The organism is Streptococcus sp. HCA-5024 (assembly GCF_037890265.1).
Lineage (GTDB): Bacteria > Bacillota > Bacilli > Lactobacillales > Streptococcaceae > Streptococcus > Streptococcus lingualis.
The window spans coordinates 591,745-606,274 of sequence record NZ_JBBKBR010000001.1 but is presented as its reverse complement, the minus strand read 5'-3'; the positions used below and the strand labels follow the sequence as shown (position 1 = coordinate 606,274).

Genomic DNA, 14,530 nt, shown 5'->3' with positions numbered 1-14,530 from the left:
AGTGTTTTTCTTTTTGAAAAATATTTTTGAAAGCGTTTGAAAATACAAAGTCATTCCCTTATAATAAAAGAGGAAAACTTTTTAGGGATGGAGAAACGCATGAGAAAAAACGGTAAAAAGATTCGCCTACTGGGAGTAGCCACCTTATTGGCTAGTCAGTTGGGGGTCTTTAGCAGTGCCCTCACGGTAGTTGCAGACGAGACCACAGCTTCGACTTCAGAGCCAGCGCTTGTGACGAACACTAGCAGCGAGGAAAGCTCGACAAATAGTTCGACTTCTGCTACAACAACAACTACAGACGCTACGACGAGAGCTTCGAGTGATAAAGAAGAGACATCTAGCAGTTCCTCAGACGCTGCTGAGGAGAAAACGGTTAAGATCGGGGACATTCAAGGGGAAGCGCAACGCTCTCCACTGGAAGGCCAAAAGGTAGCCATCAAAAATGCAGTGGTGACTAAGACAGACCGCTATGGTTTTTATGCCCAAGATATTGAATCGGATGGCAATAGCCGGACTTCAGATGGGATTTATGTTGTTTCCAAATACAAGGTGAAAGTCGGCGATAAGGTGAAAATCACCGGTACCGTCAAGGAAGGCTATATGGAGGAAGTCACCTTGGGAGCCGGGAAGACCTTTAAGGAACCGACGAATAGTTTAACGGTGACCATGTTGGTTGACACTTGGATCACCAAAGATGGGTCAGCCCCTCTTCCAGAAGCTGTGAATATCACTGCGGAGATGCCAGCAGAGGTGAAGCCTAATCCGACTGCTTATGCTCCAGAAACCGATGCCCTCGATTATTGGGAAAGCCTGGAAGGAATGCTCACGGTGGTGAAGAAACCGCATGTCCTTGGTCCCCAGTATAAAGGAGATATCTATGTCTTGGGAGAAGATTTTACTGGCCTTCCTTTAAACAATATTGGAGGTCTGAATCTACGGCCACATGCGCAAAATACAGCGACGATCCCGATTTATGTTGGGAATCAATTTGTCGCAAAAGCCAAGGATTACTTTACAGAAGACGTAACAGGAGTGGTAACGTATCGGAATAGCTTTTATAAGTTAGAACCTACTCAACAGTTGACAGTCCAAGATGGTGGTTTGCAGCGTCAAGCAGCTCAAACCCAACCAAGTGAGGACAAGCTGACCATCGCTTCCTACAATATTGAAAATTTCTCGGCCAACAATGCCAAAAATGAAACCCCAGAGGATAAGGTGACGCTGATTGCCAATTCCTTTATCCATGAAATTCACAATCCAGACATCATTACTTTGATCGAAGTGCAGGACAATAATGGTAGTGTGGATGACGGAACGACCAGTGGTGTTGAAAGTGGACGCAAACTAGCCAATCGGATCAAGGAATTGGGTGGCAAGAGCTATGAGTATACGGAGGTTGCTCCAGTAGATGGCGCTGACGGAGGAAAGCCTGGTTCCAATATTCGTTTGGGAATCCTCTACAATCCAGAACGCGTAACCTTAGCCAAAAAAGAGGCAGCAACTAGCAACGAGGCAGCGCAATTTGACAAGGGACACCTGGTTAAAAATCCAGCTCGGATTGCCCCTAATGACCCATCGTTTGATCATACTCGCAAGTCCTTAGCTGTTGAATTTGAATTCAAAGGTCAACCAGTTGTGGTGATTGCTAATCACTTGAAATCAAAAATCGGAGATGATGCTATTTATGGGGCAAGCCAACCAGCAGTGGAACACACCTTGCCAACTCGTGAAGCACAAGCTAGTGTCATCCATCAATTCGTTCAAGAAGGCTTGAAGCAAAATCCGAAGACCACCTTTGTTTTGACGGGTGATTTTAATGACTACGATTTCTCAACCACGGCGCAGATCCTTGCTGGCAACGAACTAACAAACTTAATGGCCCAACATGATGCAGGCGATCGCTATTCTTATTTCTACCGTGGAAGCAATCAGGTTTTGGATAACATTTTTATCTCAAACAACATGGCAGCTAAAGCAAGGTTTGAACCAGTCCATATCAATGCTTCCTTTATGAAGGAACACGGTCGTGCATCAGACCATGATCCTGTCTTGGTCCAAATCGACTTTAGTGGAGCACAAACTCCAGGAACGCCGACGGATGATCAACAAGGAAATACAGGTCAAGCAACGGATCAAACTAGCCCTTCTTCATCGAATACAGGATCTCAACTAGTCCCTCATCAGGCCCAAGCTAATGAACAAAAGAGTTCAACATCTGAAAGCAAAGAGAAGGGCAAGAACGAAGATGAGAAGCAAGATGACAAGGAAGAGGCAACAACACAAACCAAGACACCAGGCAAGCGGAAAATCCTTCCATCAACTGGACAAGAAACAAGCTATCTAGCCCTTTTTGGAGTGGCAGTAGCTACGATGAGTCTTGTCTGGTATAAGAAGAAAAGGACTACTCACTAACGTGTTTCATAAGAAAGATCTAAAAAAGGAGTCGCTGGCTCCTTTTTTTCTCCTAAAATACAGGACAGATAGTGCCAAATTAGAAACTGTACTAGGACAATGAAAAACACTGAAAAGAACAGTTTCTTTTCAAAAAGAAGCTTAAACTCTTTAAAATAGATGGAATCGTGTTATAATAAAACCATAAAACGTTTTCAAGAGAAGAGGTTCCTCAATGGAAAATGAAACAGTTGACTATGGAAAAGTAACAGGAATGGTACACTCAACAGAAAGTTTTGGGGCAGTAGACGGGCCTGGGATCCGCTTTATTGTCTTCCTTCAAGGCTGTCAAATGCGGTGTCAATACTGCCACAATCCAGATACTTGGGCAATGGAAACCAACAAGTCCCGTGAACGGACCGTGGATGATGTCCTAGAAGAAGCCCTCCGTTATCGTGGATTTTGGGGCGAAAAAGGGGGAATCACTGTCAGTGGTGGAGAAGCCCTCTTGCAGATTGACTTTTTGATTGCCCTCTTCACCAAGGCTCAAGAGTTGGGCATTCATTGTACCTTGGATACCTGTGCCCTTCCTTTCCGGAATACACCTCGTTATTTGGAAAAATTCGACCGCTTGATGGCGGTGACAGACTTGGTGCTTCTGGATATCAAGGAAATCAATGATGAACGACACAAAATTGTGACCAGCCATACCAATAAAACGATTTTAGCTTGTGCCAAGTACTTATCTGATATTGGAAAACCAGTCTGGATTCGTCACGTTTTGGTACCTGGGCTTACAGACCGAGATGACGACTTGATCGAGCTTGGAAAATTTGTTAAAACCCTTAAAAATGTTGATAAATTTGAGATCCTTCCTTACCATACGATGGGGGAATTCAAATGGCGTGAATTGGGAATTCCGTACAAATTGGAGGGTGTGAAACCACCGACAAAAGAACGGGTCCAAAATGCAAAAGATTTGATGGAAACAGAAAGTTACCAAGATTACCTGAAACGGGTCAAAGGATAAAAAGTATAGACAGTTGGGCCTTCCAGCTGTCTTTTCTATTGAAATGCACAACTATTCCCTTTCTTTAAATGGCAAAACGTGCTAAAATAGAGTGAATCTATAAATGAAATAAAGAGGTAGAAACATGTCAAAAATTCTCGTTTTTGGTCACCAAAATCCTGACTCAGATGCTATCGGCTCATCTGTAGCTTTTGCTTATCTTGCAAAAGAAGCATATGGTTTGGATACAGAAGCAGTGGCTCTTGGAACTCCGAATGAAGAAACAGCTTTCGTATTGGACTATTTTGGTGTGGAAGCACCACGCGTCATCACATCAGCTAAAGCAGAAGGTGCAGAACAAGTCATCTTGACGGACCACAATGAATTCCAACAATCTGTTTCAGATATTGCTGAAGTAGAAGTTTATGGTGTAGTGGATCACCACCGTGTGGCAAACTTTGAAACTGCTAGCCCACTTTACATGCGTTTGGAACCAGTTGGATCAGCATCTTCAATCGTGTATCGCATGTTTAAAGAACACGGTGTAGCAGTGCCAAAAGAATTGGCAGGTTTGATGCTTTCAGGTTTGATTTCAGATACCCTTCTGTTGAAATCTCCAACAACACACCCATCTGATAAAGTGATTGCGCCAGAATTGGCTGAATTGGCTGGTGTCAACTTGGAAGAATACGGTCTTGCCATGCTCAAGGCTGGTACCAACTTGGCAAGCAAATCAGCAGAAGAATTGATCGACATCGATGCCAAGACTTTTGAATTGAACGGAAATAACGTTCGTGTGGCTCAAGTGAATACAGTTGATATTGCGGAAGTCTTGGAACGCCAAGCTGAAATCGAAGCAGCTATCCAAGCAGCAAATGCAGCTAACGGCTATTCTGACTTTGTTTTGATGATTACAGACATCGTCAACTCAAACTCAGAAATTTTGGCTCTTGGTGCTAATATGGACAAGGTAGAAGCAGCCTTCAACTTCAAACTTGAAAACAACCACGCTTTCCTTCCAGGTGCCGTTTCACGTAAGAAACAAGTGGTTCCTCAATTGACTGAAAGCTTTAATGCTTAATGATAGATGGGGATACCCATTGTTAAAAAGGAGTTTAGGCTCCTTTTTTTCTAGGAGAGAAATATGCTAGAAAATGGTGATTTAATCTTTTTGAAAGATGATTCGGATATAGGGCAAGCCATCCAGGCATCAACTGGCAACTATAGCCATGTGGCCATCTTTTTGGACGGCTCCATTTATCATGCCACGGTAGAAGGTGGCGTTCTTGCCCAGTCCCCTGAGGATTTCTTTGAAGCTGAGAAAGTATATGACCTTTATCGCTATGCGGCGATTGATTGTCCAGAGGTCAAAAAGAAAGCAGAGAGTCTTTTAGGGGCTCCCTACAATGCTTCCTTTTATCCGGATGGAGATGGTTATTACTGTTCCCAGTTCATCGCTGAACTACTTCCTATCTTTAAAACCATTCCCATGAAGTTTGGAGATGAGGAAGAGGAGATTAGTCCGTTCTGGCTGGATTACTACAAGGAGCTTGGCCTAGCCGTTCCCCTAGATCAGCCTGGGACCAACCCGAGTCAGTTAGCCCAATCACTACAGCTACAGTTTAAAGAAAGGTATATGGATGATTACAATCATTAATCCCACACGTTTGACACGTCAGCCATTTTTCAAGGACTTGATCAACTTTTTGGATCAGCACGACGATGTGATCCTGCGGCAAATCAAGGCCCAATTTCCAGATCAACCAGTGGATAAGCTGATGGAGGAATATATCAAAGCGGGCTTTATTCTTCGAGAAAATAAACGCTACACCCTCAACCTGCCCTTCTTGAAGTCAGCTGATCTTGTTGACTTGGATCAGGAGGTCTTTGTTCGAGAGGACAGTGCAGTTTATCAAGAATTAAAAGCCAAGGTCTTCCAAACGGAACTCCGCAACACGACCAATGCAGCGATTCTCATAGAGGAGACGGACTTTGCGCGACATGCACAGACCCTTTCCAATTACTTTTATAAGGTAGCTCACCAATACCCATTGACGGAAGATCAAGAAAAGCTCTATGCCATCTTGGGAGATGTCAATCCCGAGTATGCTCTTAAGTATATGACCAGCTTTTTGCTCAAATTTCTCAAAAAAGAAGTAGTCCAGCAAAAGCGCAAGGACATCTTTGTCGATAGTTTAGAAATCTTAAGCTATATCCGCAAAAATGATGAAGGAAAATATGAATTAGCAGTGGACTTGGACAAGGAAAGACTGATGTTTATCAAACAATAGAAAGAGGCTAGGAAAACTTCCTAGCCTTGTTTTTTTGATTATAGATAATGTTCAGCGATGGCTGCGTCACCTGGATACTCTTCTTTTACGCCATTGACGATTTGGTAGCAGTCTGCTCCTTTTCCAGCGATAATAACAGCATCTTCAGGCTTGCTGGTTGTCGCCATAGCCAGTTGAATGGCTTGCTCGCGATCTGCGATTTTCTCGACAGGGCGCGTGATAAAACTACTAATCTCTTCAGCGATAGCCAAAGGATCTTCATAGTTGGGATCATCCGCTGTGAGGAAGACTTGGATCTCAGGATGGTCTTCCAAGAGTATGCCAAAGTCCTTGCGGCGGCTCTCTCCTTTATTCCCAGTTGATCCGAGAACTAGTGAAATGGTCCCCGTTTGATGGGTTTCGACAACAGAGAGTAGTTTTTTCAAGCTATCACCATTATGGGCGTAGTCGATGAAGACCTTAGCGCCGTTTTGCTGAGTCAAGACTTCCATTCGGCCTGGAACGCGCGTCTTAGCAATCCCTTTTTGGATATCCTCGAGGCTCGCACCTAGGCGAAGGCAGGCAAGTCCAGCAGCCACAGCATTTTCTTGGTTGAAATGTCCAATCAGTTGGATTTCATAGTTTCCAGCTAATTTACCAGTGGCTGAGAAGCTGAAGGCCTTAGAGTTTTCAATTTGATTCTCAGACTGGCTTCCATAAAAATCGTGGTCTTGGTTCGCGACTTGGTCCGCTAAAACTTGGAAATGATCCATATCACTATTGATGACAACGGCTTGGCTGTTCTTCATGAGGAGACGTTTGTGGTAGAAATAATCCTCAAAAGTTGGGTGTTCAATCGGTCCAATATGGTCAGGACTGATGTTGAGAAAAACACCAACGTCAAAGGTCAGACCGTAAACTCGTTTCACTAGATAAGCTTGACTGGAAACTTCCATAATGAGGTGGGTCCGATCATTGGCTACTGCCTCAGCCATCATGGCAAAAAGATCCAAGCTCTCTGGAGTTGTCAGGGTCGATTTAAAGAAGTTTTTACCATCCAGCGTCGTATTCATAGTCGACAGCATAGCTGGTCGGTGACTTTGTTCCAAAATATGGTAAGCAAAATAGGCCGCGGTTGTCTTTCCCTTAGTCCCTGTGAAGGCCAATAGTTTTAATTGTTTCTCAGGGTGTCCATAAAACTCCATGGCGATTAAGCTCATGGCCTGTTTGATATCATTGACGAGGATGGCAGGAATACCAACTTCATAATCTTTTTCAGAGACATAAAAGCCGAGTCCATTAGAAATAGCCTGTTCCAGGTATTCTTTTTTGAAGTTGGCCCCTTTGACAAAAAAGAGGGTGCTAGCAGAAACCTTCCGGCTATCATAGCTAATAGCATCAAAACTTGTTCCTTCTAGATGGTAGTAGTACTCCCCATTTACTAGAACTTCTCGGAAATTTTGGTCATGTTTTAAAATGTTGAGGGTTTGTTCAATTGTAATCATAAAACTATTGTAAACCGAAAGTCTGAATTTTACAAGTAACATGGAAAAGTTTATAATGAAGAGAAGAAGAAACGAAAGAGGACGTTTATGAGTCACGAACAAAATGACCAGCAAGCCCAGATGCTTCGCGGGACTGCCTGGATGACAGCCAGCAACTTTATCAGCCGTTTGCTAGGAGCTGCTTATATTATTCCTTGGTATATTTGGATGGGAAAATATGGGCCACAAGCCAATGGTCTTTTTACAATGGGCTACAATATCTATGCTTGGTTTCTCTTGATTTCGACAGCCGGAGTGCCCGTAGCTGTTGCCAAGCAAGTAGCCAAGTACAATACCCGGGACCAAGCCGATCATAGCTTTGCTTTGATTCGGGGCTTCTTGAAATTTATGGGAATTTTAGGCCTAGGATTTGCCATTCTCATGTATCTTTTGTCTCCTGTCTTTGCTAGCCTTTCAGGTGGGGGAAAAGAGTTGATTCCGATCATGCAGAGTCTTTCTTGGGCTGTCTTGATCTTTCCTTCCATGAGTGTCATCCGGGGATTTTTCCAAGGTTTTAACAACATGAAGCCTTACGCTATAAGCCAGATCGCAGAACAAGTCATTCGGGTCATCTGGATGTTGCTTACGACCTTCTTCATTATGAAGATTGGCTCAGGAGATTATGTGCAGGCTGTTACGCAGTCGACCTTTGCTGCCTTTATCGGGATGGGAGCGAGCCTTCTGGTTCTCTTTTATTACCTTGCAAAAACAGGCTTGCTCTCATCTATTTTGAGAAAGCAAGAGGGAAGTGAAGGAATCGATACTCGTGCGCTTCTCATGGATACTATCCGTGAGGCCATTCCTTTTATCATCACAGGTTCCGCCATTCAGCTCTTCCAAATTGTCGACCAGATGACCTTTATCAATGTCATGTCTTGGTTTACAGATTATAGTCAGAAACAGCTGTTGGTCATGTTTAGTTATTTCTCTGCTAATCCAAACAAAATCACCATGATCTTGATCGCAGTAGCGACTTCGATTGGGGGAGTTGGGATTCCTCTGTTGACTGAGAATTATGTCAAGGGCGACTTAAAAGCTGCAGGCAAGCTTGTACAGGATAACTTGACCATGTTGCTAGCTTTCTTGCTTCCAGCTACCTTTGGTGCAGTTGCAGTCGCAAAACCACTTTATACAGTATTTTATGGACAACCAGATGGCTTGGCTTTGGGACTCTTTATCGTAGCGATGTTGCAGACGGTGATTTTGGGTCTTTACACAGTCTTGTCCCCAATGATTCAAGCTCTCTTCCAAAACCGCAAAGCTATTCGCTACTTCCTCTATGGAGTAGTGGTGAAATTGGTCCTACAAATTCCATTTATTTTAGTCTTTCGTTCTTATGGGCCGCTTTTGTCAACGACCATTGCGTTAATGGTGCCAATCGTTCTCATGTATCGGGAGATCCAAACCATTACTCAGTTTAATCGAACCATCATCTTCAAGCGGACCTTACTTGGTTCTATCCTGACTGTGGTGATGCTACTTGGAGTCTTGATCGCCGGCTTGATTTTGGGCTGGATTTTTCCACCAAATGGCCGTGTATCGAGCATGATTTATATCATCGTCATTGGCGGATTAGGAGTTGTTATCTATGGAGCCTTAGGATTATGGCTACGGTATTTTGACCGCTTTATCGGAGGTCAAGCTGCACGTCTTAGACAAAAATTTCGGATTAAATAAACCTGAGAGGCTGGGACAGAAGTCCTAGCCTCTCAATTATTTTTGGATTGTCGAGCAAGACGCAGTGGTTGAGTGGGCTCTACTACGCTGATTTCATCAGCTTTTACAGCCCTACTCAACTGTGCGGAGGTGGGACGACGAAATCGAATTCTAACGAATTAACGATTTCTGTCCCACTCTCTTTTCTTATAGTTTGAAACTATAGCTAGGTCTTGAAAATGGGAAAACCGCTCTCCTCATAATAGTGATAAAATAGTAAGCAGTTAGATTGAATGTTTATCGGAGGGCAATATGAGTAAAAAACGCAATATCAATACTATCTTGGCACAGGCAGGAATCAAGTCGGATAAAGCAACGGGAGCTTTGACGACTCCTTTGCATTTCTCTACGACTTACCAACACCCAGAATTTGGTCAGTCTACAGGTTTTGACTATACCCGTACGAAAAATCCAACACGCGCAACAGCTGAGAAGACTTTGGCAGCTATCGAAAGTGCAGATTATGCTTTGGCGACAAGCTCTGGAATGTCAGCTATTGTGCTTGCTTTTAGCATTTTCCCAGTTGGTTCAAAAGTCTTAGCCGTTCGTGACCTTTATGGAGGTTCTTTCCGCTGGTTTAACCAACAAGAGCAAGAGGGTCGTTTCTCTTTCACCTATGCCAATACAGAAGAAGAACTGATCCACCATCTAGATCATGATCCGGTGGATGTCCTCTATATTGAAACACCAACCAATCCATTGATGTTGGAATTTGATATTGCTCATTTAGCTAAATTGGCCCATGCAAAAGGTGCCAAAGTCGTGGTAGACAATACCTTCTATAGCCCGATCTATCAACGTCCGATTGAAGAGGGAGCGGATATTGTTCTTCATTCAGCAACCAAGTACCTAGCTGGTCACAACGATGTCTTGGCTGGTGTTGTCGTGACAAATGATGCAGACTTGTATGACAAACTCTTTTACAATCTGAACACGACAGGTGCTGTTCTTTCTCCATTTGACAGCTATCTCTTGATCCGTGGTCTCAAGACGCTTTCTATCCGGATGGAGCGCTCCACTGAGAATGCTCGCAAGGTGGTCGAGTTTTTGAAAACCTCCCCTCAGGTCAAAGAAGTCCTCTACACTGGAAAAGGTGGAATGGTCTCCTTTAAAATTCAAGATGAGAAAAAAATTCCTGCCTTATTGAATTCCCTTCAAGTCTTTACCTTTGCAGAAAGCCTTGGCGGAGTTGAAAGCTTGATCACTTATCCTACCACTCAGACTCATGCGGACATCCCTGCAGAAGTTCGCCATTCATACGGTTTGACAGATGATCTGCTTCGGTTGTCCATCGGAATTGAAGATGCGGATGATTTGATTGACGATTTGAAACAAGCATTGGAGGCTTAAGATGACCAAATATGATTTCACGACTTTACCGAATCGATTGACCCACCATACCTACAAGTGGAAAGAAACTGAGACAGATCCAGAAATCATTCCAGCTTGGATCGCGGACATGGATTTTAATGTCATTCCAGAAGTACGAGAAGCTGTTATCGGCTATGCAGACCAAATGGTCTATGGCTATACCTATGCATCGGATAGTCTCTACCAGTCTATCCTTGATTGGGAAAAAGAAGAGCATGGCTATTCCTTTGACAAGGAAGCTGTCGTCTTTATCGAAGGTGTTGTTCCAGCCATTTCAACAGCTATTCAAGCCTTCACCAAGGAAGGGGATGCTGTCTTAATCAATACACCGGTCTATCCTCCATTTGCCCGAAGTGTCAAGCTCAATCGTCGAAAATTGATCGAAAATTCATTAGTTGAAAAGGATGGTCTTTTCCAAATTGATTTTGATCAGCTGGAAAAAGACATTGTGGAGCAAGAGGTGAAACTCTATGTTTTGTGTAACCCGCACAATCCTGGAGGCCGTGTATGGGATCGTGAAGTCTTGGAAAAAATCGGCCACCTCTGTCAGAAACATGGTGTCCTTCTCGTTTCAGATGAGATCCACCAAGATTTGGCCTTGTTTGGCTACCGTCATACCAGCTTTAACACGGTTGATCCAAGCTTTAAAGATTTCAGCTTGATCTTAACCAGTGCAACCAAGACTTTCAATATTGCAGGAACAAAAAATTCCTATGTGGTCATTGAACATCCAAAGCTTCGTACGGCTTTTAAACAACGGCAATTGGCCAATAATCAACATGAAATTTCAGGCTTGGGCTATATTGCAACAGAAGCGGCTTATCGCCATGGTAAACCTTGGTTGACAGAGCTCAAGCAAGTCTTTGAAAAACACATCGACTATGTGGTAGATGAATTGCATGAAAAGACCAAAATCCGTGTCATGAAGCCCCAAGGCACCTATCTTCTTTGGTTGGACTTTTCAGCCTATCCTTATACCGATGATGAGCTACATGCTAAAATTCATGACCAAGCCAAATTGATTTTGAACAGTGGAACAGATTTTGGAAAAGAAGGAAACTTGCATGCCCGCCTCAATGTGGCAGCTCCCTTCACCCTCATTGAAGAAATCACCAAACGCTTGGTGGAAACTTTTCACAAATAAGTGTTGACTTTCTGTGAGTGAAGGAGTAAAATAAACTCGAAATACGGTAGGTGAGGCTACCACAAGGATACGGATGACTACCGCAAAGCAGTGGAGACACTACTCGTTGGTTAACAGTCCTGATCGCAAAGGTCAAGACTAAGCTCATTTCATTGCCTTGTGGAGCTAAAGCTTGGACGGTCAGTTTTTTGAGAGTTTTGATTGAAAAATAAATGACGAGTTTCATGAGTCCTACCGATCGAGGGTAGGACTCTTTTTTATGCCTTACCAAGAAAAGAGAAAGGAGAGAGCTATGATACAAATCGACGATCATCCCGAACCGCACCGAACCAGCCAATCGCTGATTTGTGTCGTAGGGACTCCAAAAGTGATTGGCTCCTGATTGAAAAAGGAGATACCAATGCAAACAAATAAAGAAAGACTCATTGCTGCTCTTCAAGAACCACTTGAAAGCACCTTTGCCAACTACAAAACCAGTGCCCTTGGTTTAGTTGACGATCAAGTAGAAGAAAACCGCGATGCCTATGGCGAAAATGTCATCACAAAAGGTCAAGAAGATTCCATGATCAAAAAGATCTACGAATCCATCATCAATCCTTTTACAGTGATTTTGTTAGTCATTGCGCTGGTTTCCTTCATTACTAATGTCTGGCTAGCAAAACCAGGTGAACAGGATCCAACGACCTCCATCATCATTGTGACCTTGGTCCTGATCTCTGGTGGTATCCGCTTCATTCAAGAATTGCGGAGCGACAAAGCAGCTAGCAACTTATCACGTATGATTGTCAATACAGCGACCGTTCTTCGTGATGGATCAGAACAAGAAATTCCGATCGATGAAATCGTCGTAGGAGATGTGATCAAACTGAGTGCCGGCGATATGATTCCAGCAGATGTGGTCTTGATTGATTCCCGTGACTTCTTTGTCCAACAATCTGGTCTCACGGGGGAAAGTGATGCTGTTGAAAAGGTTTGTCTCAGAAAAGCATACAGTCAAAATCTAGATAGTCTCTTGGAAAGTGAAAGTTTGGCCTTTATGGGGACCAATGTCATCTCCGGACGGGCGACAGCCTTGGTCTTGGTCGTGGGGGATGAAACCATGATGGGAGCTATTGAGCAAACCATCAACACCTATGACGAACCAACCTCATTTGAGAGAGAAATGAATACCATCTCTTGGCTCTTGATTCGGCTCATGTTAGTCATGGTGCCTGTCGTCTTTGTGATCAATGGCCTCACAGATGGTGACTGGTTAGAAGCGGGTGTCTTTGCCCTCAGCGTTGGGGTTGGTTTGACTCCGGAAATGCTGCCGATGATTATTACAGCGAGTCTTGCTAAGGGATCCATCATCATGGCCAAGGAAAAAGTCGTTATCAAAAAACTCAATGCCATTCAAGACCTCGGGGCTATTGATATTTTGTGTACAGATAAGACAGGAACCTTGACCCAAGATGAAATCGTTTTGGAGTATCCGCTTGATATCCATGGCGATTTGGATCTATCAGTCCTTCGCCGGGCTTACTTGAATTCCTATTTCCAAACCGGGCTAAAAAATTTGATGGACCGGGCGATTATCAATCGAACCCATAAAGAAGCCAAGAAACATGAAATCGTCCGCGATCTAGATCAAACCTTCCATAAGATAGATGAATTGCCCTTTGATTTTGAACGTCGTCGCATGAGTGTCATTGTCAAAGATGAAGATGGTGTGGTTAGCATGGTGACCAAGGGGGCCTTGGAAGAAATGCTCTCTGTATCGACTTATGTTGAATACAAGGGTGATATCAAACGATTAACAGACGAGGTCCGTCAAGAAGTCCTCGCTGAGGTCGCTCAATTAAATGAACAAGGTCTTCGTGTTTTGGGCGTCAGCTACAAAACCGACTTGGACGAAAATGAAATCTTTAGTGTTGAAGATGAAGGAGACATGATCCTAACCGGTTACCTGGCCTTTCTTGATCCACCAAAACCTTCTGCAGCTCCAGCGATCAAAGCTCTTGCAGAATATGGGGTTACCACTAAGATCTTAACTGGCGACAATGAAAAGGTCACCCAAGCTGTCTGTGAAAAAGTAGGACTAGATGTCGAGCGGATTCTTTTGGGAAGCGAAATCGATACGATGACAGACCAAGAGTTAGCGCAAGTTGTGGAAACAACAACAGTCTTTGCCAAATTATCGCCCGATCAAAAAGCGCGGATCATTCTTAGCCTTAAGAAAAATGGCCACAAGGTGGGGTACATGGGAGATGGGATCAACGATGCTCCATCCATGAAGGTCTCAGACGTTGGGATCTCCGTGGATACCGCTGTGGATATCGCCAAGGAAACGGCAGATGTCATCCTTCTGGATAAGGACTTGATGGTCCTTGAAAAAGGTTTGGTTGAAGGCCGCAAGGTCTATGCCAATATGACCAAGTACATCAAGATGACGGTCTCTTCTAACTTCGGGAACATCTTTTCTCTGCTCTTTGCCAGCATCTTTTTGCCTTTCCTTCCAATGGCTCCCGTTCATTTGATTGTGCTCAATCTTATCTATGATCTTTCTTGTATCGCCCTTCCTTTTGACAATGTCGACAAGGAATTCCTCAAGAAACCTCGTATCTGGGAAGCAAACTCTATCATGCGTTTTATGGCCTGGATTGGTCCCATTTCATCTGTATTTGATATTATTACCTACATGCTTCTTTACTTCCTTGTTGTTCCTATGATTTTAGGTCATGGCTACAACCATGGAGCAGCAGATGCAGCAGCCTTTATCATGGTGTTCCAAACTGGATGGTTTATCGAATCCATGTGGTCTCAAACCATGGTTATCCATATGTTGCGTTCACCAAAACTGCCATTTATCCAAAGTCGTCCAGCCTTCTCAGTCGTGGTGACGACCCTAGCAGCAGCCTTCTTTGTAACCTCCCTTCCATATAGTCCTTTGGCTTCTATCTTGAAGTTGAGCCAACTAAATGGATTGTACTTTGTTCTATTGTTTGCGATTATCGTCCTCTATATGTTGAGTGTGACGGTTGTCAAACGTATCTATATTAAGAAATACAAAGAATGGTTGTAATTGATTGATAGAAAGAGTGAGTCC

10 protein-coding genes and 1 riboswitch are annotated in these 14,530 nt (G+C 43.6%); of the genes, 9 read left to right on the top strand and 1 reads right to left on the bottom strand.

All coding sequences use genetic code 11. The features are described 5' to 3' along the window. The first annotated feature begins 99 nt into the window (after positions 1–99). The 5 genes from WKT08_RS03020 (at position 100) to WKT08_RS03000 (ending at position 5,691) form a co-directional block, all read left to right on the top strand. Entirely contained in the window at positions 100–2,412 is a 2,313-nt protein-coding gene (locus tag WKT08_RS03020; protein WP_201089540.1) for an endonuclease/exonuclease/phosphatase family protein, read from the top strand. 214 nt (positions 2,413–2,626) lie between these two features. Beyond that, a complete protein-coding gene (gene pflA, locus WKT08_RS03015; protein WP_003005017.1) occupies positions 2,627–3,421 on the top strand; it encodes a pyruvate formate-lyase-activating protein in 795 nt (264 codons plus the stop codon). Positions 3,422–3,545: 124 nt separating this feature from the next. After that, complete coding sequence (locus WKT08_RS03010) at positions 3,546–4,481, top strand: manganese-dependent inorganic pyrophosphatase (RefSeq protein ID WP_003005572.1); 936 nt, start codon at positions 3,546–3,548, stop codon at positions 4,479–4,481. A gap of 63 nt (positions 4,482–4,544) precedes the next feature. Further along, positions 4,545–5,057, top strand: a complete 513-nt coding sequence (locus WKT08_RS03005; protein ID WP_340279906.1) for a YiiX/YebB-like N1pC/P60 family cysteine hydrolase — start codon at positions 4,545–4,547, stop codon at positions 5,055–5,057. Next, positions 5,041–5,691, top strand: a complete 651-nt coding sequence (locus WKT08_RS03000; protein ID WP_340279904.1) for a DUF1803 domain-containing protein — start codon at positions 5,041–5,043, stop codon at positions 5,689–5,691. Before WKT08_RS03005 ends, WKT08_RS03000 begins: the two co-directional genes overlap by 17 nt. Before the next feature lie 38 nt (positions 5,692–5,729). On the opposite strand, the gene WKT08_RS02995 is transcribed toward WKT08_RS03000, so the two are convergent. Then, entirely contained in the window at positions 5,730–7,175 is a 1,446-nt protein-coding gene (locus WKT08_RS02995) for a UDP-N-acetylmuramoyl-L-alanyl-D-glutamate--L-lysine ligase (RefSeq protein ID WP_070662490.1), read from the bottom strand. Between the two features lie 87 nt (positions 7,176–7,262). Here WKT08_RS02995 and WKT08_RS02990 point away from each other — a divergent pair, with 87 nt between their 5' ends. From WKT08_RS02990 to mgtA, 4 genes are all read left to right on the top strand, one after another. Next, a complete protein-coding gene (locus WKT08_RS02990) occupies positions 7,263–8,891 on the top strand; it encodes a putative polysaccharide biosynthesis protein (protein WP_201089548.1) in 1,629 nt (542 codons plus the stop codon). Between the two features lie 291 nt (positions 8,892–9,182). Further along, the gene (locus WKT08_RS02985) at positions 9,183–10,280 is read left to right on the top strand and encodes a cystathionine gamma-synthase (RefSeq protein WP_340279900.1); all 1,098 of its coding nucleotides are present in this window, start codon (positions 9,183–9,185) and stop codon (positions 10,278–10,280) included. Position 10,281: 1 nt separating this feature from the next. Continuing rightward, on the top strand, positions 10,282–11,445 hold the full coding sequence (locus tag WKT08_RS02980; protein ID WP_340279898.1) for a MalY/PatB family protein: 1,164 nt from the start codon (positions 10,282–10,284) through the stop codon (positions 11,443–11,445). A gap of 35 nt (positions 11,446–11,480) precedes the next feature. Next, positions 11,481–11,638, top strand: a riboswitch (M-box (ykoK) riboswitch). 207 nt (positions 11,639–11,845) lie between these two features. After that, positions 11,846–14,506, top strand: coding sequence for a magnesium-translocating P-type ATPase (gene mgtA, locus WKT08_RS02975; protein WP_340279896.1), 2,661 nt, complete (start codon positions 11,846–11,848; stop codon positions 14,504–14,506). Positions 14,507–14,530: the final 24 nt, after the last annotated feature.